General features: G+C 70.9%; 20 protein-coding genes and 3 pseudogenes. 21 read left to right on the top strand and 2 right to left on the bottom strand.

The genetic code is table 11. The annotated features are described in order from the left end of the window. Window positions 1-7 precede the first annotated feature (7 nt). The 3 genes from J7E87_RS26980 (at window position 8) to ftsH (ending at window position 6,265) form a co-directional block, all read left to right on the top strand. Complete coding sequence (locus J7E87_RS26980) at window positions 8-2,461, top strand: [protein-PII] uridylyltransferase (protein WP_215097140.1); 2,454 nt, start codon at window positions 8-10, stop codon at window positions 2,459-2,461. 97 nt (window positions 2,462-2,558) lie between these two features. Further along, the gene (gene ffh, locus J7E87_RS26985) at window positions 2,559-4,109 is read left to right on the top strand and encodes a signal recognition particle protein (RefSeq protein WP_215097141.1); all 1,551 of its coding nucleotides are present in this window, start codon (window positions 2,559-2,561) and stop codon (window positions 4,107-4,109) included. A gap of 257 nt (window positions 4,110-4,366) precedes the next feature. Next, the gene (ftsH, locus tag J7E87_RS26990) at window positions 4,367-6,265 is read left to right on the top strand and encodes an ATP-dependent zinc metalloprotease FtsH (RefSeq protein WP_215097142.1); all 1,899 of its coding nucleotides are present in this window, start codon (window positions 4,367-4,369) and stop codon (window positions 6,263-6,265) included. Window positions 6,266-6,984: 719 nt separating this feature from the next. On the opposite strand, the gene J7E87_RS26995 is transcribed toward ftsH, so the two are convergent. Continuing rightward, entirely contained in the window at window positions 6,985-7,833 is an 849-nt protein-coding gene (locus J7E87_RS26995) for a methyltransferase domain-containing protein (RefSeq protein ID WP_215097143.1), read from the bottom strand. A 209-nt stretch (window positions 7,834-8,042) separates the two neighbouring features. On the opposite strand from J7E87_RS26995, the gene proS reads away from it, so the two are divergent. The 18 genes and pseudogenes from proS to J7E87_RS27085 all read left to right on the top strand — a co-directional run bounded on the left by proS (window position 8,043) and on the right by J7E87_RS27085 (window position 22,698). Next, window positions 8,043-9,455: a proline--tRNA ligase gene (gene proS / locus J7E87_RS27000; RefSeq protein ID WP_215097144.1), complete on the top strand. Its 1,413-nt coding sequence runs from the start codon at window positions 8,043-8,045 to the stop codon at window positions 9,453-9,455. Window positions 9,456-9,705: 250 nt separating this feature from the next. Continuing rightward, window positions 9,706-10,299, top strand: coding sequence for a hypothetical protein (locus J7E87_RS27005; RefSeq protein WP_374195231.1), 594 nt, complete (start codon window positions 9,706-9,708; stop codon window positions 10,297-10,299). A gap of 221 nt (window positions 10,300-10,520) precedes the next feature. Next, window positions 10,521-10,961, top strand: coding sequence for a 30S ribosomal protein S16 (gene rpsP, locus J7E87_RS27010; RefSeq protein ID WP_215097146.1), 441 nt, complete (start codon window positions 10,521-10,523; stop codon window positions 10,959-10,961). Window positions 10,962-10,963: 2 nt separating this feature from the next. Continuing rightward, window positions 10,964-11,203, top strand: coding sequence for an RNA-binding protein (locus J7E87_RS27015; protein ID WP_215097147.1), 240 nt, complete (start codon window positions 10,964-10,966; stop codon window positions 11,201-11,203). 79 nt (window positions 11,204-11,282) lie between these two features. Continuing rightward, window positions 11,283-11,837: a ribosome maturation factor RimM gene (rimM, locus tag J7E87_RS27020; RefSeq protein ID WP_215097148.1), complete on the top strand. Its 555-nt coding sequence runs from the start codon at window positions 11,283-11,285 to the stop codon at window positions 11,835-11,837. Next, entirely contained in the window at window positions 11,837-12,658 is an 822-nt protein-coding gene (gene trmD, locus J7E87_RS27025) for a tRNA (guanosine(37)-N1)-methyltransferase TrmD (protein ID WP_215097149.1), read from the top strand. Before rimM ends, trmD begins: the two co-directional genes overlap by 1 nt. Before the next feature lie 131 nt (window positions 12,659-12,789). Further along, a complete protein-coding gene (gene rplS / locus J7E87_RS27030) occupies window positions 12,790-13,140 on the top strand; it encodes a 50S ribosomal protein L19 (protein WP_215097150.1) in 351 nt (116 codons plus the stop codon). A 71-nt stretch (window positions 13,141-13,211) separates the two neighbouring features. Next, entirely contained in the window at window positions 13,212-14,015 is an 804-nt protein-coding gene (lepB, locus tag J7E87_RS27035; RefSeq protein WP_215097151.1) for a signal peptidase I, read from the top strand. Next, window positions 14,008-15,016, top strand: a pseudogene (lepB, locus tag J7E87_RS27040) (signal peptidase I). The gene lepB (J7E87_RS27035) and the pseudogene lepB (J7E87_RS27040) overlap by 8 nt, the downstream one beginning before the upstream one ends. Continuing rightward, entirely contained in the window at window positions 14,976-15,905 is a 930-nt protein-coding gene (gene lepB, locus J7E87_RS27045; protein ID WP_374195232.1) for a signal peptidase I, read from the top strand. Before lepB (J7E87_RS27040) ends, lepB (J7E87_RS27045) begins: the two are co-directional and overlap by 41 nt. 72 nt (window positions 15,906-15,977) lie before the next feature. Then, on the top strand, window positions 15,978-16,760 hold the full coding sequence (gene lepB / locus J7E87_RS27050) for a signal peptidase I (protein WP_215097152.1): 783 nt from the start codon (window positions 15,978-15,980) through the stop codon (window positions 16,758-16,760). Window positions 16,761-16,815: 55 nt separating this feature from the next. After that, the gene (locus tag J7E87_RS27055) at window positions 16,816-17,355 is read left to right on the top strand and encodes an NUDIX hydrolase (RefSeq protein ID WP_251018072.1); all 540 of its coding nucleotides are present in this window, start codon (window positions 16,816-16,818) and stop codon (window positions 17,353-17,355) included. Window positions 17,356-17,410: 55 nt separating this feature from the next. Next, window positions 17,411-17,719, top strand: coding sequence for a DUF2469 domain-containing protein (locus tag J7E87_RS27060; RefSeq protein WP_005311352.1), 309 nt, complete (start codon window positions 17,411-17,413; stop codon window positions 17,717-17,719). 100 nt (window positions 17,720-17,819) lie between these two features. Further along, window positions 17,820-18,191: a YraN family protein gene (locus J7E87_RS27065; RefSeq protein WP_215097153.1), complete on the top strand. Its 372-nt coding sequence runs from the start codon at window positions 17,820-17,822 to the stop codon at window positions 18,189-18,191. Then, a pseudogene (locus J7E87_RS27070) lies at window positions 18,191-19,807 on the top strand (YifB family Mg chelatase-like AAA ATPase). The gene J7E87_RS27065 and the pseudogene J7E87_RS27070 overlap by 1 nt, the downstream one beginning before the upstream one ends. Further along, window positions 19,807-21,000 (top strand): DNA-processing protein DprA, encoded by a 1,194-nt coding sequence (dprA, locus tag J7E87_RS27075; RefSeq protein WP_215097154.1) that lies wholly within the window; start codon window positions 19,807-19,809, stop codon window positions 20,998-21,000. Before J7E87_RS27070 ends, dprA begins: the two are co-directional and overlap by 1 nt. 242 nt (window positions 21,001-21,242) lie before the next feature. Then, window positions 21,243-22,079, top strand: a complete 837-nt coding sequence (whiG, locus tag J7E87_RS27080; protein WP_215097155.1) for an RNA polymerase sigma factor WhiG — start codon at window positions 21,243-21,245, stop codon at window positions 22,077-22,079. Window positions 22,080-22,140: 61 nt separating this feature from the next. Beyond that, the gene (locus tag J7E87_RS27085; RefSeq protein ID WP_215097204.1) at window positions 22,141-22,698 is read left to right on the top strand and encodes a TetR/AcrR family transcriptional regulator; all 558 of its coding nucleotides are present in this window, start codon (window positions 22,141-22,143) and stop codon (window positions 22,696-22,698) included. Window positions 22,699-23,012: 314 nt separating this feature from the next. Here J7E87_RS27085 and J7E87_RS27090 read toward each other — a convergent pair. Beyond that, a pseudogene (locus J7E87_RS27090) lies at window positions 23,013-23,561 on the bottom strand (M23 family metallopeptidase); the annotation flags it as partial. Window positions 23,562-23,678: the final 117 nt, after the last annotated feature.

The raw sequence follows: 23,678 nt of genomic DNA on the forward strand, positions 1-23,678 counted from the left end.
CTGCTGGGTGACGAGCCTGGATGTGACCACCGAAGCGGAAGACTCGGGACCCAGCGGCTATGCGGCGGCCCGGCTGCGCCTTCTCAACGAGAAGGCGCAGTCCGGGCCGCCGCGCCGTGCTGCCCTGGCGAGACTGACAGACGAGTGGCTGAACGCGCTGTTCACCACCGCCTGCCGACAGGCCGGGGTCCGCGGCGCGGCACTTGTCGCCGTCGGCGGCTACGGGCGCGGCGAACTCTCCCCGCGCAGCGACCTCGATCTGCTCCTGCTGCACGACGGGCGGGCGGACGCGGGCGACCTCGCCGCCCTCGCGGACCGGATCTGGTACCCGGTGTGGGATCTGGGGCTCGCACTCGACCACTCCGTACGCACTCCCGGCGAGGCGCGCAAGACAGCCGGCGAGGACCTCAAGGTGCAGCTCGGGCTGCTGGACGCGCGCCATGTCGCGGGCGATCTGGGTCTGGTGGCAGGGCTGCGCACCACTGTGCTGGCCGACTGGCGCAACCAGGCCCCCAAGCGGCTGCCGGAGCTGGATGAGCTCTGTCGCGAACGGGCAGAGCGACAGGGCGAGTTGCAGTTCCTCCTGGAGCCGGACCTCAAAGAGGCGCGCGGCGGGCTGCGGGACGTCACCGCACTGCGCGCCGTCGCCGCCTCCTGGCTCGCCGACGCGCCCCGCGAAGGGCTCGCCGATGCCCGCCGGGCGCTGCTGGACGCCCGGGACGCGCTGCATCTGACCACAGGACGGGCCACCGACCGGCTCGCCCTGCAGGAGCAGGACCAGGTCGCCGCCGAGCTCGGCCTGTTGGACGCCGACGCGCTGCTGCGCCAGGTGTACGAGGCGGCACGCACCGTCTCGTACGCCACGGACGTCACCTGGCGCGAGGTGAACCGCGTACTCAGGTCACGCGCCGTACGGCCCCGGCTGCGGGCGATGCTGGGCGGCGGCCGCGGCCCGCAGCCCGAGCGCAACCCCCTCGCCGAAGGCGTCGTCGAGCAGGACGGCGAGGTGGTGCTCGCCCGCGCGGCGCGGCCCGAACGCGACCCGGTGCTCCCGCTGCGGGCGGCGGCGGCCGCCGCCCAGTCCGGGCTGCCGATCTCCCTGCACGCCGTACGGCGGCTCGCGGCCACTACCCGGCCGCTGCCTGTGCCGTGGCCCGCCGAGGCCCGCGAGGAGCTGCTCACCCTGCTCGGCGCGGGCGAGCCGACGATCGCGGTCTGGGAGGCGCTGGAGGCCGAGGGCCTGATCACCCAGCTGCTGCCCGACTGGGAGCGTGTACGGTGCCGGCCGCAGCGCAACCCCGTACACACCTGGACCGTCGACCGGCATCTCGTCGAGGCGGTGGTCAAGGCCTCCTCGCTGACCCGCCGGGTGGGCCGCCCCGATCTGCTGCTGATCGCGGCCCTGCTGCACGACATCGGCAAGGGCTGGCCCGGCGACCACTCGGTGGCGGGCGAGACCATCGCCAAGGACGTCGCCGTCCGGATCGGATTCGACCGCGCCGATGTGGCCGTCATCGCCACGCTCGTACGCCACCACCTGCTGCTCATCGAGACAGCCACCCGGCGCGACCTTGACGACCCGGCCACGGTCGCCTCCGTCGCCGAGGTAGTCGGATCGCCCGGCACGCTCGAGCTGCTGCACGCCCTGACCGAGGCCGACGCGCTCGCCACCGGGCCCGCCGCCTGGTCCTCCTGGCGTGGTTCGCTCGTGGACGACCTGGTGAAGCGGGTCGCGGCCGTCCTCGCGGGCGCCGACCCGGCCGAGCCGGAGCCCGCCGCGCCGAGCGCCGAGCAGGAACGTCTCGCCATCGAGGCGCTGCGCACCGGCGAACCGGTGCTCGCACTGCACGCCCAGACCGAGGCGGCGACCGGCGACGAGCCCGAACCCGTCGGCGTCGAGCTGCTGATCGCGCTGCCCGACCAGCCGGGGGTGCTGCCGGCGGCGGCCGGTGTGCTGGCCCTGCACCGGCTGACCGTCCGAGCCGCCGACCTGCGCTCCATCGACCTGCCCAGCGAACTGGGCGGGCCCGGTGGCGTACTGCTGCTGAGCTGGCGGGTGGCGGCGGCGTACGGCTCCCTGCCGCAGGCCGCCCGGCTCCGCTCCGATCTCGTACGCGCCCTGGACGGCTCGCTCGACATCCCGGCCAGGCTCGCCGAGCGGGAGGCGGCCTATCCGCGCCGCCGAGCGGGCCAGGCGCCGCCCCCGCGCGTGACGGTCGCGCCCGCGGGCTCCCGGCTCGCCACCGTGATCGAGGTCCGCGCCCACGACGCCCCCGGTCTGCTGCACCGCATCGGCCGCGCCCTGGACGAATCGGCGCTAAGGGTGCGCAGCGCCCATGTCTCCACGCTCGGCGCCAACGCCGTCGACGCGTTCTATGTGACGGGCCCAGAAGGGGCGCCGCTGCCCGCCGAGGAGGCCGCCGAGACGGCCCGTGCGCTGGAGGCGGTACTGCGCGCCTGACGTGAGACCCCCCACGGGGCAGACCACACTGCGCCCGGCCGGATACCCTGGGGGGCACTGTCCGCCTGCTCCCGACACCTGAGGATCCGCGACCGCCGTGTTCGACACCCTCTCCGACCGCCTTGCCGCGACATTCAAGAACCTCCGGGGCAAGGGCCGCCTGTCCGAGGCGGACATCGACGCCACGGCGCGCGAGATCCGTATCGCGCTGCTCGAGGCGGATGTCGCGCTGCCCGTTGTCCGGGCCTTCATCAAGCAGGTCAAGGAGCGCGCGGCCGGCGCCGAGGTCTCCCAGGCGCTGAACCCGGCCCAGCAGGTCATCAAGATTGTCAACGAGGAGCTCGTCGGCATCCTCGGTGGCGAGACCCGCCGCCTCCGGTTCGCCAAGCAGCCGCCGACCGTGATCATGCTCGCGGGTCTGCAGGGCTCCGGTAAGACGACCCTGGCCGGAAAGCTGGGCCTGTGGCTCAAGGGCCAGGGCCACTCGCCACTGCTCGTCGCCGCCGACCTCCAGCGTCCCAACGCGGTCACCCAGCTCTCCGTCGTCGCCGAGCGCGCCGGCGTGGCGGTCTACGCGCCGGAGCCGGGCAACGGCGTCGGCGACCCGGTCAAGGTCGCCAAGGACTCCATCGAGTACGCCAGGGCCAAGCAGTTCGATGTGGTCGTCGTCGACACCGCGGGCCGCCTCGGCATCGACCAGGAGCTGATGCAGCAGGCCGCGGACATCCGCGACGCCGTCAGCCCCGACGAGGTCCTCTTCGTCGTCGACGCGATGATCGGTCAGGACGCGGTCAACACCGCGGAGGCATTCCGCGACGGCGTCGGCTTCGACGGCGTGGTGCTCTCCAAGCTCGACGGTGACGCCCGCGGTGGCGCGGCGCTCTCCATCGCGCACGTCACCGGCCGCCAGATCATGTTCGCCTCCAACGGCGAGAAGCTGGACGAATTCGACGCGTTCCACCCGGACCGCATGGCGTCCCGCATCCTCGGCATGGGCGACATGCTGTCGCTGATCGAGAAGGCCGAGCAGACCTTCAGCCAGGAAGAGGCCGCCCAAATGGCCTCCAAGCTGGCGAGCAGCAAGGGCAAGGACTTCACGCTCGACGACTTCCTGGCCCAGATGGAGCAGGTCAGGAAGATGGGCTCCATCTCCAAGCTGCTCGGGATGCTGCCCGGCATGGGGCAGATCAAGGACCAGATCAACAACATCGACGAGCGGGACGTGGACCGTACCGCCGCGATCATCAAGTCGATGACGCCCGGTGAGCGTCAGGAGCCGACGATCATCAACGGCTCGCGCCGAGCCCGTATCGCCAAGGGCTCCGGTGTCGACGTCAGCGCGGTGAAGGGCCTGGTGGAGCGGTTCTTCGAGGCCCGCAAGATGATGTCGAGGATGGCGCAGGGCGGCGGGATGCCGGGCATGCCCGGGATGCCCGGCATGGGTGGCGGCCCCGGCCGCCAGAAGAAGCAGCTCAAGCAGGCCAAGGGCAAGCGCAAGAGCGGCAACCCGATGAAGCGCAAGGCCGAGGAGCAGGCGGCCACGGCGCGCCGCGAGCAGGCGGCGCAGGGCAACGCGTTCGGCATGCCGGCCGGTGAGCCGGGCAAGGACTTCGAACTGCCCGACGAGTTCAAGAAGTTCATGGGGTGAGACGCCGGCCGGCTGACACGCTGACGCCGACCCCGAAGGGCCCACGGCCGGACCGGCCGTGGGCCCTTCGCGTGCCCGGTCCGGCCGGATGAGTGTGCTCGCTCCGGCGGGATGAGTGTGCTTGCTCCGGCGGGTTGAGCGTGCTCGCTCCGGCCGCATGACGGCATCCTCGCCCGGCCGGCGGCTCCGGCTGGCGACGCCGGGGGATCTGTGCGGTCATGGGCAAAGGCGCCGAGTCACGGCAGAGGAGAGCAGGCGTGGCCAACCCAGCACCCCCACGCGAGCGCACCGACCAGCCGTGGCGCTCCGAGGGCGCGCCCCCGCCCAGGAAGATGCCTGGAGGCTGGCCCGGCCTGATTCTCACCGCGCTCGTCGTCTATCTGGCCGCCAATCTTCTGCTGTCCTTCCTCGGCGGCGGGGGCGGGCCCACCATCCCGTACACGGAGTTCAGCAAGCAGGTCACAAACGGCAATGTCTCGAAGATCTACGCCAGGGGCGACACGATCCAGGGCGAGCTCAAACGGAAGGCCCCTCTTCCCGACGGCAAGGGCGACTACACCAAGTTCACGACCCATCGGCCGGCCTTCGCCGACGACAATCTCTGGTCCGAGCTGAGCAGGCAGAACGTCACCGTGACGGCCGAGCCGGTAGTCACCACGGGACGCGGCGTGCTGGCCAATCTGCTGATCTCGCTCGCGCCGACGCTGGTCCTCGTACTGCTGTGGCTGTACATCGCCCGGCGGATGGGCGCGCCGCTGGGCGGCGGCGTGCTCGGCCGTAAGCCGAAGCCGGTGGAGGTCGAGCCGGGCAAGCGCACCACCTTCGATGACGTGGCCGGCATCGAGGACGTCAAGGCCGAGCTCCACGACATCGTCGACTTCCTCAAGAACCCGCAGGCGTACCGGAGGATGGGCGCGAGGATGCCCGGCGGCGTACTGCTCTCGGGACCGCCCGGCACCGGGAAGACGCTGCTGGCACGGGCGGTGGCGGGCGAGGCCGGGGTGCCCTTCTTCTCCGCGTCCGCCTCGGAGTTCATCGAGATGATCGTCGGGGTGGGTGCCAGCCGGGTCCGTGAACTCTTCGCCGAGGCGCGCAGGGTCGCCCCGGCCATCATCTTCATCGACGAGATCGACACGATCGGGCAGGTGCGGGGCGGCGGCGCGGGCCTGGGCGGGCACGACGAGCGCGAGCAGACGTTCAACCAGATCCTCACCGAGATGGACGGCTTCAGCGGCTCGGAGGGCGTGGTCGTACTCGCCGCCACCAACCGCGCCGACGTCCTCGACCCCGCGCTGACCCGGCCCGGCCGCTTCGACCGGGTCGTTCAGGTCTCCCCGCCCGACCGTGCCGGCCGGGAGGCCATCCTCAAGATCCACACCCGGCGGGTCCCACTGGCCGAGGACGTCGACCTGGCCCAGATCGCCGGCGCGACGCCGGGGATGACGGGCGCGGATCTCGCCAACCTGGTCAACGAGGCCGCGCTCCTCGCGGCCAAGCGCAAACAGTCGGCAGTCACTCAGTCCGACCTCTTCGCCGCCCTGGAAAAGGTCCAACTCGGCGCGGAACGCCCGCTGGTCATGCCGGAGGAGGACCGCAGACGCACCGCCTACCACGAGAGCGGGCACGCGCTGCTCGGCATGCTCCAGCCCGGCGCGGACCCGGTCCGCAAGGTCAGCATCGTGCCGCGCGGCCGGGCGCTGGGCGTCACGCTCTCCACACCCGACGCGGACAGGTACGCGTACCCCGAGGCGTATCTGCGGGGCCGCATCGTCGGCGCGCTGGGCGGTATGGCGGCGGAACACGTCGTCTTCGACGTGATCACGACGGGCTCGGAGAGCGACCTGGAACAGGTCACGCACCTGGCCAGGGGCATGGTCGGCCGCTGGGGCATGAGCGAACGGGTCGGCAGACTGACCGCGATCCCGAACGACCCCCAGCAGGCGTACGGCCTCTCGGCCGCCCCGGCGACGCTGGACACGGTGGAGCACGAGATGCGCCGGATCGTCGACGAGTGCTACGAGAGCGCCTGCCGCCAACTGCGCGAAAACCGCGACCGATTGGACGCGCTGGCGCGGGCGCTGCTGGAGAGGGAAACACTGGACGAGTCCGAGACGTACCGCGTGGCGGGCCTCACCAGCCCGGACAAGTCCGAGTAGCGCGCCGGGCCACGTTGCGCCGCATCACCCCCCTTCGGCTGCGCCCGCGCCGAGCACTGGGGCTGCTGCCGACCCGTTTGGGGGCGCGCGAGGGCGGCGTGAAGCTGTCGCTCGCGTGTCTGGGGACGGGGCGGGCCTCGCCGACCGGCAGCGCGAAGCTGCCGCTCAGTAACGCCTGCGCAGCGCGTCAGGGCGTGCGGGCGGCGCGAGGTTGTCCGCGCTGGGCGTCAAGCGCACCTCTGGTATGGGCAGTTGCTCCGGCAGGGCGGCGGGGAGTTGCCGCCGCCTGTTTGGATGACGCCCCGCCGGGCTCGGGGCGGGCCTTCACCGACCGGTGGCGCGAAGCCGCCGCTCAGGAACGCCCGTGCAGCGCTCTCGGAGGGGGAGGTTGCCCGCCGGGCACCAAGAGTCCGCCTCTGGCGTGGACAGTTGCCCCGGCAGGGCGGCGGGGAGCTGCCGCTCGCGTGTCCAGGGACGCCCCTGCCGGGCTGGGAGCCGACCGGCGGCGCGAAGCCGCATGCGTGCGGCTCCCGGCAGAGGCGGGCGGAGTCACGTCCCTCGCGCCGGGCATCAAGCCCGCCTCCGGAGTGAACAGTTACTGCCACACGGGCCGCGCGAAGCTGCCGCCCCGGGGTCCGGGGCCTGCCCCGGTTGTGGGAAGGGGCGGGGAGGGGAAAGGCCCCGCGCAGCGGAACCCGAACCCGCACCCCGCCCACACCTCAGCGCGTCCGCGCGATCAGGTACCGGAACACATTCGGCATCCACACCGTGCCGTCCCGCCGCCGATGCGCATGCAGCGCCTCCCTGATCTCCTTCTCCACCTGCAACTGGTCCGTCGCCCGCACCGCCGCCGCGTACAGCCCCGTCGACAGCAGCCCCCGCACCGCACTCTCCATGTCCGCGTAGCCGAAGGGGCACGCCACCCGGCCCGAGCCGTCCGGCTTCAGGCCCGCCTGCGCCGCGACGTCCTCCAAGTCGTCCCGCAGCGCCGGGCGCCAGCCGCCCGTCCGTAGCCGTTCGGTCAGCCGGCCGGCCACCCGCAGCACACCCGACGTCGCGCAGCGCTCCGGCGGGCCCCAGCCCGTGAGCACCACCACGCTGCCGCGCTCTGCCAACTCGACGGCCGCCGCGACAGCCGGTCCAAGGCCCTCCGAGTCACCCGCCGCGCAGCCGATCGGCTGAAACGCGGTGATCAGGTTGTACGGACCCCGCTCCGCGTCCGCCACGGCCGCCGCATCGCCTTCCGTCAGCTCGACGTCCCGCGCGGGCGCCCCCGCCTCCGGAGCCATCCGTTCCCGCGCCAGCGCGAGCCGTTCGCGGTCCGTGTCCACCCCCGTCACCCGCGCTCCGCGCCCCGCCGCGATCAGCAGCGCGAGGCCGGACCCGCAGTCGAGGCCGAGCAGCCGCGTCCCGGAGCCGACCTCCAGGCGCTCGTACACCGCCTCGTAGAGCGGCACCAGCATCCGTTCCTGGATCTCGGCCCAGTCCCGGGCCCGCGCACACGTCTCCGCCGGAGACGGAGACGTGGACGACGCGTGGGGTCGGTGCTGGACGAGCGTTGGTGTCATCGAAAGCGCCCCAATCCGCCAAGAGGTCAGCCGAGCCCTGAAGGACAGCCCCCCGTGTGCGTACGCCTGCGCTCCCCCCGTATGCCAGAGAACTCCGCATGCGCCCGCAAGTCCAGGGGTTGAGGGGCAATGCTTGCGTGCCCCCGGCGTGCGCCCTCGCACTCCGGCCGATTCACGCTCGGCCCCGGTGTCGCCGTACGATGCGCGCCATGGCAAAGGCACCCGTTCTCACGCCCCAGTCGGAAGACTTCCCGCGCTGGTACCAGGACCTGATCAACAAGGCCGAACTGGCGGACAACGGCCCGGTGCGCGGCACCATGGTCATCCGACCGTACGGCTACGGCCTGTGGGAGCGGATGCAGCAGGAGATGGACGCCCGCATCAAGGACGCGGGTGCCCAGAACGCCTACTTCCCGCTCTTCATCCCACAGTCTTACCTGACTCGGGAAGCTGAGCATGTCGAGGGCTTCGCACCCGAACTCGCGGTCGTCACGCACGGTGGCGGCAAGGAGCTCGAGGAGCCCATCGTCGTACGCCCCACGTCCGAGACGATCATCAACGACTACTTCTCGAAGTGGGTGCAGAGCTACCGCGATCTGCCGCTGCTGATCAACCAGTGGGCCAATGTGGTCCGTTGGGAGATGCGCCCGCGCGTCTTCCTGCGTACTACCGAATTCCTCTGGCAGGAGGGCCACACCGCCCACGCCACCTACGAGGACGCCCGCGACTACGCCGCCCACATCCACAAGAACGTCTACGCGGACTTCATGACCAATGTCCTCGGCATCGACGTGGTGCTCGGCCGCAAGACGCCCAGGGAGCGCTTCGCCGGCGCCATCAACACCCTCACGCTCGAAGCCATGATGGGCGACGGCAAGGCGCTTCAGATGGGTACGAGCCATGAGCTCGGCACCAACTTCTCCAAGGCCTTCAACACCACCTACCTGTCGAAGGAGGGCAAGCAGGAGCTGGCCTGGCAGACCTCCTGGGGCTCCTCCACCCGGATGGTCGGCGGCCTGATCATGTCGCACGGCGACGACAACGGACTGCGCGTGCCACCGCGTCTCGCGGCCGTCCAGGTCGTCGTCATGGCCATCAAGGGCGACGAGGCCGTCGCCAAGGTCCGCGAGATCGGCGACCGGCTGAAGGCCGCGGGCCTGCGCGTGCAGGTCGACGACCGCACCGACACCCCCTTCGGCCGCCGCGCGGTCGACTGGGAACTCAAGGGCGTTCCGGTACGCATCGAGGTCGGCCCGCGCGACCTGGAGGCGGGCACCGCGATGCTGGCCCGTCGCATCCCCGGCGGCAAGGAGCCGGTGCGGATCGAGGCGCTGGCCGAGCTGCTGCCGAAGGTCCTCGAGGAGGGCCAGGCGCAGCTGCTGAAGGAGTCGCGCGACCGCCGCGAGTCCCGTACGACCGACGTGGCGACGATCGAGGAGGCCGCCGAGGCCGCCGTCGCCGGCGGCTGGGCCCGTATCCCGTGGTCGACCCTGGGCCAGGACGGCGAGGACCAGCTCGCCGAGCAGGCTGTGACCGTACGGTGTCTGATCACCGAGGACGGGTCGGTTCCGGAGGCCGACGACGCGCCGGGTACTGTCGCGATCGTGGCCCGCGCCTACTAGGCGGCTACTGGGCGGCCCAGCCGAGGAGCGTACGGCCCGGAATCGGACATCCGCCCCAGCGTGCGGCCCTTGTCTACGCGCTGGGGCGTACGCGCCGCTACGTACCACCTTGGTGTGAGCTGTGAAGCTTCTCCGCAGATCAACGCACCCGCCCTCGTCCGGACGCATCAAGGGCAACTGACGGGTACGTGCAAATTATTTGGGATGCCCCGGAATGGAACCCGCGAGCGCCCCGGCTCGTTATCACGACGTGAGCACGACACCACCTGTTCTCGCCGCAGAGCTGGCACAGGCGTGGGCCGATATTCAGCGGCACCACCCCGAGCTGCCGGATCTTGCCGCGCCCGAGTCCCTGATCGGAGAGTCCTCGTCCGCCTGCGGCCACGAGCTCTCCTTCGAGCGACTGCTCCACGAGGCAGTCCATGGCATCGCCGCCGCCCGAGGTGTCCGTGACACCTCCCGCGCCGGCCGCTATCACAACCGCCGATTCCTGGCGATCGCCGAGGAGATGGGCCTGGACCATGTCGACGAGCCGCACCCCAGCAGCGGCTTCTCGCTGGTCGTGCTCAACGCCGAGGCGAAGCGCCGGTACCGACCCACGATCGAGAGACTGCAGAGGGCCCTCAAGGCGCACACCGTCGCTACGGCCTCCGACACCAAGCGCTCCTTCCGCGGCCCGGCCGCCCGGCACGGCTCGTCCGGGGGTGGCGTGCGCGTCAAGGCCGTGTGCGACTGTGGCCGCAATGTCCGCGTTGTCCCGTCCGTTCTCGCCCAGGCGCCCATCGTCTGCGGCGGCTGCGGTAAACCCTTCCGTATCCCTGAAGTAGTCGCCGCCGCGAGCTGAGGGCTTCCGTCCCCGCCGGGTCGGGCCGCCGACGGGGCGGTGCGACACCGGCCGGGTGCGAGCCCGCCGCAGGTCTGTGGCACAATGGGTCGCTGTACTCGACAGCCGCACAGGAACCCTCTCGCCTCCGGCTGACGCGTCCATAGGGCACCCCGAGTACCGCAACCCCACGTGGCATCTCGTTGTGCCCAACCACGTCAAGACCAGGAGACACCACTTCCGTGGCAGTCAAGATCAAGCTGAAGCGTCTGGGCAAGATCCGTTCGCCTCACTACCGCATCGTCGTCGCCGACTCCCGTACCCGCCGTGACGGTCGGGCCATCGAGGAGATCGGCCTGTACCACCCGGTGCAGAACCCCTCGCGCATCGAGGTCGACTCGGAGCGTGCCCAGTACTGGCTGTCCGTCGGCGCCCAGCCGACCGAGCCGGTCATGGCGATTCTGAAGCTCACCGGTGACTGGCAGAAGCACAAGGGCCTGCCGGCCCCGGCGCCGCTGCTCGTCGCGGAGCCGAAGGACAAGCGCGCCGCGTTCGAGGCCTTCACCAAGAGCCTCGAGGGCGACGAGCCCAAGGGTGAGGCCATCACCCCGAAGGCGAAGAAGGCCGACAAGAAGGCGGACGAGGCTGCTGAGGCCCCGTCCACCGAGTCGACCGAGGCCTGAGCATGCTCGAGGAGGCTCTCGAGCACCTCGTGAAGGGCATCGTCGACAACCCGGACGATGTGCAAGTGGCCTCGCGCGATCTGCGCCGCGGTCGCGTGCTCGAGGTCCGGGTCCACCCCGACGATCTCGGTAAGGTGATCGGCCGCAATGGCCGCACCGCGCGCGCCCTGCGCACCGTCGTGGGCGCCATTGGTGGCCGTGGCATCCGCGTCGACCTCGTCGACGTGGACCAGGTTCACTGACATACGCAGCACCGGCACGGGCCGGGGAGGGCCTTTGGGCCGTCCCCGGCCCGTAGTCGTCGACAGGAGAGAGTGCGAAGTGCAGTTGGTAGTCGCCCGGATCGGCCGCGCCCACGGCATCAAGGGTGAAGTCAACGTCGAGGTGCGCACGGACGAGCCGGAACTCCGGCTCGGGCCCGGCGCCGTACTGGCCACCGACCCGGCCACCGCCGGACCGCTGACGATCGAGACCGGCCGGGTGCACAGTGGCCGGTTGCTGCTGCGCTTCGAGGGCGTGCGGGACCGTAGCGCCGCCGAAGCCCTGCGTAACACTTTGCTGATCGCCGAGGTGGACCCGGAGCAACTCCCCGAGGATCCGGAGGAGTTCTACGACCACCAGCTGATGGACCTCGATGTGGTCCTCGCCGACGGCACCGAGATCGGCCGCATCAGCGACATCAGTCATCTGCCCTCGCAGGACCTGTTCATTGTCGAGCGGCCCGACGGCAGCGAGGCGATGATCCCCTTCGTCGAGGAGATCGTGACCGAGATCGACCTCGAGAACCAGCGCGCCGTCATTGACCCGCCGCCCGGGCTCATCGACGACAGCCAGGCGGAGATCGCCTCGTCGCGCGATGCCGAGGACGAGAACTGATGCGGCTCGACGTCGTCACGATCTTCCCCGAGTACCTGGAACCGCTGAACGTCTCGCTCGTCGGCAAGGCACGCGCGCGTGGGCAGCTCGATGTCCATGTGCACGACCTGCGCGAGTGGACGTACGACCGGCACAACACCGTCGACGACACCCCCTACGGGGGCGGCCCCGGCATGGTCATGAAGACCGAGCCCTGGGGTGACGCGCTCGACGACGCGCTGGCGAGCGGCTACGAGGCGGGCGCGCACGGCCCGGTCATAGTCGTGCCCACACCCAGCGGCCGCCCCTTCACCCAGGAGCTCGCCGTAGAGCTCTCCGAGCGGCCGTGGCTGATTTTCACCCCCGCTCGGTACGAGGGCATCGACCGCCGGGTCGTCGACGAGTACGCGACCCGGATGCCGGTCTACGAGGTGTCCATCGGCGACTACGTCCTGGCCGGCGGCGAGGCGGCGGTACTGGTGATCACCGAGGCCGTGGCGCGGCTGCTGCCCGGGGTCCTGGGCAACGCCGAGTCGCACAGGGACGACTCCTTCGCGCCCGGCGCGATGGCCAATCTGCTCGAAGGGCCCGTCTACACCAAGCCGCCCGAGTGGCGGGGACGCGCCATTCCTCAGGTGCTGGTCAGCGGGCACCACGGGAAGATCGCGCGCTGGCGGCGGGACGAGGCGATCCGCCGTACGGCCTTCAACAGGCCCGACCTGATTGAGCGTTGCGACCCCGCCGCCTTCGACAAGAAGGACCGGGAGATCCTCTCCATTCTCGGCTGGGCGCCGGAGCCCGGCGGCCGATTTTGGCGCAGGCCCGAGGCCGTGGAAGAATAGGCCGCTGCTGTACGTCCAGCAGGCGCCCCTGCCACAGGGGGAACGACGCCCGCTCGATGTGGACAGCACCCTGACTCTCATCTCGATCATTCCGCTGATGACCTGTGGCATCGGCGAGGAAGCAGACCTTCATGGCCAGCCTGCTCGACTCCGTCAACTCCGCGTCGCTGCGCAGCGACGTCCCCGCCTTCCGTCCCGGCGACACCGTGAACGTCCACGTTCGCGTCATCGAGGGCAACCGCTCGCGTATCCAGCAGTTCAAGGGCGTTGTCATCCGCCGCCAGGGCTCGGGCGTCAGCGAGTCCTTCACGGTCCGCAAGGTCTCCTTCTCCGTCGGCGTCGAGCGCACCTTCCCGGTGCACAGCCCGATCTTCGAGAAGATCGAGCTCGTCACCCGCGGTGACGTCCGTCGCGCCAAGCTCTACTACCTGCGCGAGCTGCGCGGCAAGGCTGCCAAGATCAAGGAGAAGCGCGACAACTGAGCTACGGCTCACACCTCGCGGCGAACTTTGGACTGAGGAGCCACAGGGCGGCCGGATAGGCTCTGCCCCTGATGGACACCGAAGCGAAGCACATGGAGCGCGACCGCTCTTCCACCCTCGAAGCCGGGGAAAAGGGAGAGGGGTCGCGCTCTGTGCGTTCATCGCGCCCCTCCGAGGGCCTTGGCAGACGTCTCTCCGTCATGTCCTGGCGCAGCGCCGGGCTGCTCGGCGCCGCCTGCACCGTCGTTGTGCTGCTGTTCAGCCAATTCGTGGTGCAGCCCTTCCAGATCCCCAGCAGCTCCATGGAGCCCACCCTTCAGATCGGCGACCGGGTGCTGGTGAACAAGCTGGCGTACCGTTTCGGCTCCGGGCCCCAGCGGGGGGACGTCGTCGTCTTCGACGGCACCGGATCCTTCGTACAGGAGGGCCTGGAGGAGAATCCGGTCAGCGCCATGACGCGCGGCGTGTTCGCGGCACTTGGGCTGGCCGAGCCCGCCGAGACCGACTTCGTCAAGCGCGTCGTGGGTGTGGGCGGTGACCGCGTGGTCTGCTGCGACAAGGGGGGCAGGGTCGAAGTGAACGGCGCACCTGTCGATGAGGGATACCTCCATCCCGACGACGTCCCGTCCGAGGTCCCCTTCGACATCATCGTCCCGCAGGGAACTCTGTGGGTCATGGGAGACCACCGGAGCCACTCGCGTGACTCCCGCGACCATCTCGGGGAGCCCGGCGGCGGCATGGTGCCCGTCGACATGGTGATCGGACGGGCGGACTGGATCGGCTGGCCGATCGGGCGCTGGACCTCGCTCGAGGGGGCCGACGTCTTCGCGGGCCCGCCGGAGGCGGAACGAATGCCGGGCGGCGCCCATGGGTAACCGCGGGCGTCGTGCGAGTCACCGGTCCGACACCCGGCTGCCGACCGGGACAAGGCCGACAGACGGCGCCCGGACGCTGCCCGGCCGGGCGGAGCGGCGCAGGCTCGCGCAGAAGGTGAAGCGCAAGCGCCGCCGGGCGGCCGTGAAGGAGATACCCCTCCTGATCACCGTGGCGCTGATGATCGCTCTGGTCCTGAAGACGTTCCTGGTGCAGGCCTTCGTGATCCCGTCGGGTTCGATGGAGCAGACCATCCGCATCCAGGACCGCGTACTGGTGGACAAGCTCACCCCGTGGTTCGGCTCCAAGCCGCAGCGCGGTGATGTCGTCGTCTTCAAGGATCCCGGCGGCTGGCTGCAGCAGGAGAAGGCGCCCAAGAAGGACGACCCGATCGGCGTCAAGCAGGTCAAGCAAGGCCTGACCTTCATCGGGCTGCTGCCGTCCGACGACGAGCAGGACCTGATCAAGAGGGTGGTCGCGGTCGGCGGGGACACCGTCAAGTGCTGCGACAAGGACGGGCGGGTCACCGTCAACGGCGTACCGCTCATCGAGCCGTATCTGAACCCCGGAAACGTTCCCTCGACGCTGAAGTTCGAGGTCAAGGTGCCGGTCGGGCGGATCTTCGTGATGGGGGACCACCGGGCCAACTCGGCGGACTCGCGCTTCCACCTCGACGAGAAGGACCGGGGCACCGTCTCGGAGGACGAGGTCGTCGGGCGCGCGGAAGTCATCGCCTGGCCGGTCAGCCACTGGCGCAGACTGGAAGAGCCGGAGACGTACGCATCCGTCCCGAACGCGCGTGCCGGGTCGACCGCCGCACTCTCCCCGTCGAATAGGGTGTCACCTCAGGATCTGAACGGGATGATCCTGCTCCCGAGCCCTGCGGAACTCCCGCTCGTTATGGGAGTGGTGGGCCTGTACCGACTTCGGGGCAGGCGGTTCGCACGGAGTGAGGAGTGGACGTGGGGGATGTGGCCGTCGGCACACGATCCGGACACGATGAGCCGGAGGAAAGGCCAGGGAAGCTCACCGAGCCGCCCGCGGCGGTGACTGACGAATCGGCGGCTCGGACGCCGGGGACGGCGGGAATTATGGACGCCGAGAGCGGATCCTCCGAGGACAGCGGTACGGGACACAGGAAGCAGCGGTCCTTCTGGAAGGAACTGCCGCTTCTGATCGGTATCGCCCTGCTTCTCGCGCTCCTCATCAAGACCTTCCTGGTGCAGGCCTTCTCGATCCCCTCCGACTCGATGCAGAACACCCTGCAGCGCGGCGACCGGGTGCTGGTCGACAAGCTCACCCCGTGGTTCGGCTCGGAGCCCGAGCGCGGTGAGGTCGTCGTCTTCCACGATCCGGGCGGCTGGCTGGACGGTGAGCCCACCCCTGAGCCGAATCCTGTGCAGAACTTCCTCAGCTTCATCGGCCTGATGCCGTCGGCCGAGGAGAAGGACCTGATCAAGCGGACGATCGCGATCGCCGGCGACACCGTGGAGTGCAAGAAGGGCGGCCCGGTCAAGGTCAACGGGAAGGCGCTCAACGAGCCGTACATCTTCCCCGGCGACACCCCCTGCGACGACCAGCCCTTCGGCCCGTTCAAGGTGCCCAAGGACCGGATCTGGGTGATGGGCGACCACCGCCAGAACTCCCGGGACTCCCGCTATCACATGGAAGACGCGAACCACGGCTTCGTACCGGTCGACAAGGTCGTCGGACGCGCTGTCGTGGTGGCCTGGCCGCTGAACCGCTGGTCGACGCTGCCGGTGCCCGCCACCTTCGACCAGCCCGGGATCAACACCGCGGCCGCCGTCCTCTCGGCCGGTCCTCTCCTCGGAGTAGTGCCCTTTGCGCTGTGGCGTCGCAGGAGGCTGACCACAGGGCATACCGCCGGGTAGGGTGCGGTCCCAGATCGCCGATCTCCTGGGCAGGCTCTCGGGGACGGAATCTCCGAGACGGGGAGCGCTGGGATGAGCGGAACAGGACGTACGGAAGACGGCCGCGGCCGGCTCGGCAGCGCATTGTCGGGCCTGGCCGTGGCCGTCGGCTGCGTGCTCTTCCTCGGGGGGTTCATCTGGGGGGCCGTGGTCTACCAGCCCTACACCGTGCCTACCGACTCGATGTCCCCGACCGTGATGGCGGGTGACCGGGTGCTGGCCGAGCGGATAGAGGGCGACCAGGTGCGGCGCGGCGACATCGTGGTGTTCCGCGATGCGCAGTGGGGCGATATGCCCATGGTCAAGAGGGTGGTGGGCGTGGGCGGCGACAAGATCGCCTGCTGCGGCGACGGCGGCAATCTGATGGTCAACGGCACGGCGGTCGAGGAACCGTATCTGCGCACCAATGAACTCGCTTCGCCGGACAGCTTCACGGCCGCGGTCCCCAAGGGGCAGTTGTTCCTGCTGGGCGACGAGCGCAGTGGCTCGCTGGACTCCCGCGTACACCTCCAGGACCCGGGGCAGGGATCGGTGCCCCGCTCGGCGGTCACGGCGCGGCTGGACGCCGTGGCCTGGCCGCTGGACGGCGGTCTGCTGGAACGGCCCCAGGGCTTCGCGGCGCTGCCGGGCGGAGTGTCGCAGCCGGGGCCGGTAACGCTGGTCGTCGGGTCAGTGGCGGCCGGGGCTCTGCTGATCGTGGGCGGTGCGGCGTACGGTCCGATCGCGCGCCGGCTGTCGGGGCGGGGGCGCGGGGCCTCCGGTGGCGGCGGACGCGGGGGCGCGGGACGCGGAACGGCGACCGCCGGTGTCGGCTGAGGGCCGCGAGGGGCACGGGGACCGCGAGTCTGGGCTGCCTGCCCCCGACGGCGGGATGGGGGCCCACGAGGGCGAGCTGCGCGCTCGCGAGGGCGAGTTGCGGTCTCGTGAGGGCGAGCTGCGGAAGGTCGCACGGGTCGTTCTGCTCGATCCGACGGACCGCATTCTGCTGATGCACGGGTACGAGCCCGATGATCCGGCCGACCGCTGGTGGTTCACGCCGGGCGGCGGACTGGAGGGCGACGAGACCCGACAGGAGGCCGCGCTGCGCGAGCTGGCCGAGGAGACCGGGATCACAGAAGTGGAACTGGGGCCGGTACTGTGGCGCCGGACCTGCTCCTTTCCGTTCGACGGGCGGCGCTGGGAGCAGGACGAGTGGTACTTCCTCGCCCGTACCGCGCAGACCGGGACGGCCCCGCACGGATTGACGGAGCTCGAGCAGCGCAGTGTCGCCGGCCTGAGGTGGTGGACATACGCCGAACTGTCGGCGGCGCGTGAGACGGTGTATCCGACCAGGCTCGCCGAGCTGCTGCGCACGCTGTTCGACGAGGGTCCTCCGAGTGCGCCGGTGGTCCTGGCCCCAGAAATCGTCTAGGGGCGCAGGGGGCGGGAGCACAATAGGGGGACGCACGGCTGAAGGGGAACATGCCATGAGCGCCGAGGACCTCGAGAAGTACGAGACCGAGATGGAGCTGAAGCTCTACCGGGAGTACCGAGACGTCGTCGGGCTGTTCAAATATGTGATCGAGACCGAGCGTCGCTTCTACCTCACCAACGACTACGAGATGCAGGTGCACTCCGTACAGGGCGAGGTCTTCTTCGAAGTGTCGATGGCGGACGCCTGGGTCTGGGACATGTACCGACCGGCCAGGTTCGTCAAGCAGGTACGCGTGCTCACGTTCAAGGACGTGAATATCGAGGAGCTGAACAAGAGCGACCTCGAGCTTCCGGGCAGCTGACACTCGGGGTGGCCGAGTTATCCACAATGGATGGGTTGTCCACCAAGATCCACTAGAGGTGGTCTGACACGTCACAGTCGGTGCCGGAGGTGGTGCCGATATGAACGCGACGGGGGCACTCGGGCGGTACGGCGAGGATCTGGCGGCACGGCTGCTGGCCGATGCCGGCATGACGCTGCTGGCACGGAACTGGCGCTGCGGGCGGGCCGGTGAGATCGACATCGTCGCCCGGGACGGCGACGCGGTGGTGGTCTGCGAGGTCAAGACCCGCAGGAGCGGCACATACGGACCGTACGAGCACCCGATGGCCGCGGTCACGCCGACGAAGGCGGCGCGGCTGAGGCAGCTCGCCGAATGCTGGCTGGAGCGGCACGGCGGGCCGCCGCCCGGCGGGGTGCGCATCGATCTGGTGGGCGTGGTGCTGCCCAGGCGCGGCGCGCCGCTCGTCGAGCATGCACGGGGGGTGGCCTGATGGGGTTCGCGCGTGCCTGTTCTGTGGCACTGGTGGGCGTCGAGGGCGTGGTGGTCGAGGTCCAGGCCGACCTGGAGCCGGGCGTGGCCGCGTTCACGCTGGTGGGGTTACCGGACAAGAGCCTGGTGGAGAGCCGGGACCGGGTCAGGGCGGCGGTGGTGAACTCCGGCGCCGAATGGCCGCAGAAGAAGCTCACCGTGGGGCTCAGTCCGGCGTCCGTGCCGAAGAGCGGAAGCGGGTTCGATCTTGCGGTGGCCTGTGCCGTGCTGGGTGCGGCGGAGCGCATCGACCCCAAGGACATCGCCGATCTGGTGCTGATCGGTGAACTGGGTCTGGACGGCCGGGTGCGGCCGGTCCGCGGGGTGCTGCCCGCCGTTCTCGCGGCCGCCGAGGCCGGCTACCGGCAGGTGGTCGTCCCCGAGCAGACCGCGGGGGAGGCATCACTGGTACCGGGAGTCTCGGTCCTCGGCGTACGGAGCCTGCGACAGCTCATCGCCGTACTGACCAATGAACCGGTGCCTGCGGAAGAGCCGGTTCCGGAGGGCAGCCCGGACCCCATGCTGGCCGGGCTGATGGTGCCCGGCGCGGGGGTGGGCACGGGGTTGGCGAGGGAGTCGGCGGACGGCCCAGACCTGGCCGATGTCGCCGGGCAGCGCGTGGCCCGCATGGCTCTGGAGGTCGCCGCCGCCGGCGGCCACCATCTGCTGCTGCACGGACCGCCGGGCGCGGGCAAGACCATGCTGGCGGAGCGGCTGCCGGGGGTGCTGCCGCCGCTGACCCGACGGGAGTCCCTGGAGGTCACGGCCGTGCACTCGGTGGCGGGCATCCTGCCGCCGGGTTAGCCTCTGGTGCGCACGCCTCCGTACTGCGCGCCCCACCACTCGGCGACGATGCAGTCGCTGGTCGGCGGTGGCAATGGGGTGCCCAGGCCGGGAGCTGTCTCGCTGGCCCACCGAGGCGTGCTGTTCCTCGACGAGACTCCCGAATTCTCGGGCAAAGCGCTGGACGCCCTGCGGCAGCCACTGGAGTCGGGGCATGTGGTGGTGGCCCGCAGCGCGGGGGTGGTGCGGCTGCCGGCCCGCTTCTTGATGGTCCTCGCGGCCAACCCCTGCCCCTGCGGGCGGCACACCCTGCACGGGGCGGGATGCGAGTGCCCGCCTTCGGTGATTCGGCGGTATCAGGCCAGGCTGTCCGGGCCGCTGCTCGACCGGGTCGATCTGCGGGTCGAGGTCGAGCCCGTCAACCGCAGCGATCTGCTCTGCCAGGGAGGCCGGGGCGAGCCGACGGCGGCCGTCGCGGCACGGGTCCGGGAGGCCCGGGAACGCGCTGCCGCCCGGCTGCGGGACACCCCCTGGGGCGCCAACAGCGAGGTGCCGGGCCACGAACTGCGTACGCGCTGGCTGGTCGCGCCCGGGGCACTGGCCGCGGCCGAGCGGGACTTGGAGCGGGGGCTGCTCACGGCGCGCGGTATCGACCGGGTGCTACGGGTGGCGTGGACGATCGCGGACCTGGCGGCACGGGACCGGCCGCAGGCGTACGACGTGGACCTGGCCCTGGAGCTGCGCACCGGGATCTCGCGCGGTGCGCCCATGCCTGCCGGCGGGGGAGGGCTCTGATGTGCGAAGCGGGGGCGGGAGCGGGGGAGCAGGAACGGATCGCGCGGGCCGCGCTGACGCGGGTGATGGAGCCGGGCGACGCGCACGGCGGGCGGTGGCTGCGCGAGTTCGGGGCCCGGGAGCTCTGGGCGCGGCTCGCCTCGGCGGACCACGCGGACGCGGCGCTGACCGGGGCTACGGCGCTGACCGGGGCCACGGCGCGGCGACTGGCCGGCTATCGGATACGGGCGGCGGCGGTCGAGCCCGACCGGGATCTGGCGGCGATCGCCGCGGCCGGAGGGCGCTTCATCTGCCCAGGTGACCACGAATGGCCCACCCAACTCGACGATCTCGGGGACGCCAGACCCATCGGACTCTGGACGCGAGGACGGGCCGACCTGCGGAAATGGGCGCTGCGCTCTGTTGCAGTCGTCGGGGCCAGAGCCTGCACCCCGTACGGGGCGCACATGGCGGCCAGCCTCGGTTCGGGGCTCGCGGAGCGCGGCTGGGTCGTGGTGTCGGGGGCGGCGTTCGGGGTCGACGGCTCCGCGCACCGCGGCGCACTGTCCGCGGGCGGGGCCACCGTCGCTGTACTCGCCTGCGGTGTCGATGTCGTCTATCCGCGCGGCCATGCCGAATTGATCGGGCGCATCGCGGAACAGGGGCTGGTCATCGGGGAGTTGGCACCGGGCGACCATCCCACGCCCAGCAGATTCGTCCTGCGCAACCGGGTGATCGCCGCGCTGACCAGGGGCACCGTCGTCGTTGAGGCCGAGTACCGCAGCGGTTCACTGGTCACGGCGCGCAGCGCCCAGAAGCTCGGCCGCTTCACGATGGGAGTTCCAGGACCTGCCACCAGCGGGCTCTCGGCCGGTGTGCACGAACTCCTGCGCGGTGAGGGCGTGCTGGTCACCGATGCCGATGAAGTGGCCGAGCTGGTCGGCGGCATCGGCGAGCTGGCACCGGAGAGACGTGGTCCTGTGCTCCCCAGGGACCTGCTGGATCCCATGAGCGCCCGGGTTCTTGAGGCCCTTCCGGCCCGTGGCGCGGTCGGTGGGGAGCAGGTGGCCCGCGGCGCCGGGACGACGACCGACGAGACACTCGGCAGGCTGTACGAACTGCACTCGCTGGGCTTCGTGGAACGGCACGGGGACGGCTGGCAGTTGACGCCCACCGCCATTGGCGGTTCGAACGCGCGGCGAGGCGGTCCTTGACCTGGAGCATTCGGGTGAAAAGGTGTTGGCGATGACCTTTGCAGGCCTGTCGGCGACACCTGAGGGGCCGGCGTCAGCTGCGTCGGCTCCGGTTCGAAGGTATGGGCGACGGCAGGTACCGCACAGGTTCGTTCCCCCGTCCTTCGCCCACCGCAACACCGCAGTCACGCTACGCTCACCTTCGATTCCGGCCCAGACGCTCCTCCCCTCCCCCCTCACAGCAGAACGGCTCAAGGCAACGAATGCCCCAGCACACCTCCGGGTCTGACCGCGCGGCAGTGCCACCCGCTGCCCGTGGCACCGTGCGGCCCCCCGCTCCCTCGTCGGTCGACGAGCTGTGGCGGTCGTACAAGGCCACGGGTGACGAGCGGCTGCGGGAGCAGTTGATCCTGCACTACTCACCACTGGTGAAGTACGTCGCGGGCCGGGTGAGCGTCGGGCTGCCGCCCAACGTCGAACAGGCGGACTTCGTGTCCTCCGGAGTCTTCGGACTCATCGACGCCATCGAGAAGTTCGACATTGAACGGTCCATCAAGTTCGAGACATACGCGATCACCCGGATCCGCGGCGCGATGATCGACGAACTCCGCGCGCTGGACTGGATCCCGCGCTCGGTGCGGCAGAAGGCCAGGGCCGTGGAGCGCGCCTACGCCACGCTCGAAGCGCAGCTGAGACGCACGCCTTCGGAGTGCGAGGTCGCCTCCGAGATGGGCATCGCGGTCGAGGAACTGCATGTGGTTTTCAGCCAGTTGTCGCTGGCCAATGTCGTGGCACTGGAGGAGCTGCTGCACGTCGGCGGCGAGGGCGGCGACCGGCTCAGCCTGATGGACACCCTCGAGGACACCGCGGCCGACAACCCGGTCGAGGTGGCCGAGGACCGGGAGCTGCGCCGGCTGCTCGCGCGCGCGATCAACACCCTGCCGGAGCGCGAGAAGACCGTCGTCACCCTGTACTACTACGAGGGCCTCACCCTTGCCGAGATCGGCAATGTCCTGGGCGTCACCGAGAGCAGGGTCAGCCAGATCCACACGAAGTCGGTGCTCCAGCTGCGCGCGAAGCTGGCCGACGTCGGACGCTGACGCCGAATCGGCAATGCCCCGTCCGTAGAGTGGAGGCGTGCCCAGGATTCGAGCGGCCTCCGTGGCCGAGCACCGGACCATGCAGCGCGGCGCCTTGCTGGACGCCGCACGTTCCCTGCTGTCCGAGGGCGGTACGGAGGCGCTGACCTTCCCCGCCCTCGCCGAGCGCACGGGCCTGGCAAGGTCCTCCGTCTACGAGTACTTCCGCTCGCGCGCCGCAGTCGTCGAGGAGCTCTGCGCGGTCGACTTCCCGGTCTGGGCGGCGGAGGTCGAGGCCGCCATGCAGCAGGCCGACACGGCAGAGGGCAAGGTTGAGGCGTACGTACGCCAGCAGCTGGAGCTCGTCGGGGACCGTCGCCACCGGGCCGTTGTCGCGATCTCCGCGAGTGAGCTGGACGCCGGGGCCCGGGAGAAGATCCGTGCCGCGCACGGCGGACTGATCGCGATGATCGTCGAGGCGCTCGGCGAGCTGGGCCACGACCAGCCCCGGCTGGCGGCGATGCTGCTGCAGGGCGTGGTGGACGCGGCGGTGCGCCGTATCGAGATCGGCGCGGCGGAGGACCAGTCGGCGATCGCGGAGGCGGCGGTGTCGATGGCACTGCGGGGTGTGCGGGGCTGACCCCGCGGGGGCTCGCCGCCCCGCCTTCGCGCACGTACTTGGCGGACCCTTCCCTGCGCACCGGCAGCGCGGACCCGGCTGCCCGCACGCACCTGGCGGACCCGACTGCCCGCCGCCGACCGCCCGGCCCTCCCGACCCGGAGGGCCGGGCGGGCCGGGCCGGGCGGGCCGGGCTGCCGCGTCCGGCGCAGGGCCCGGTGCGCCAGTGCGACCGTGATCAACAGCAACCCCGCGTGCAGCGACGTCCCGGGCGCCCCCGCGAGAAGCGGCGCGGCCCCCCGCACGGCGACCGGAGCGAGCGTCGCCTCAAGAGGCGGGACGCCGAACACCGGCAGCAGCCGGGATGGCGAGCGGCGCAGCAGCCAGGGCGGGAGCAGGGACAGCGGATCCAGATACTCCGCGCCGCGCAGCAGCCCCCAGTGCAGACAGCCCGACGCACAGTGCGAAGGGCCCGGCTCCATGGTCGCCACCACCTGGCCGGCGCTCACCTCCGCGCCCTCGGTGAGCAGCGGGCGCACCGGTTCGTACGTTGTGCGCAGCGGGGGTTCACCCGTACCGGTGAGGGTGATGGAGAGAACGCCGCGGCCCGCTACCCGGCCGGCGAAGGAGACCCGGCCGGGCGCCGCCGCCAGCACGGCAGTACCAGGGGGTGCGGCCAGATCCACCCCGCGGTGCCCTGGCCCGTACGCCGAGTCCGGCGGCTCCCAGCCCCGTACGACCACGGGACGCGGCGGCCCCACGGGCCAGCTCCGGTCGCGATCGAGGGCGGACGCCGAGGGTGCGCCCACAACGAGCAGGGCACCGGCGAGGGAAACGACGACGGCGATTACAGGTACGAGAAGCCTGCGGATGACGCGGTACATGGCACAGACCGTCCCGCGAAACCCGGCGACCGCGTGGATCATGGTCCCGATCTGTGGACTACTGACCGGTTGTGGACAGCGCCGTCACCCGACACCGCGCCGGTCCCGTACACTTCT

It is taken from the genome of Streptomyces sp. ISL-1 (assembly GCF_018614585.1).
In the GTDB taxonomy this organism is placed as follows: Bacteria; Actinomycetota; Actinomycetes; order Streptomycetales; family Streptomycetaceae; genus Streptomyces; species Streptomyces maoxianensis.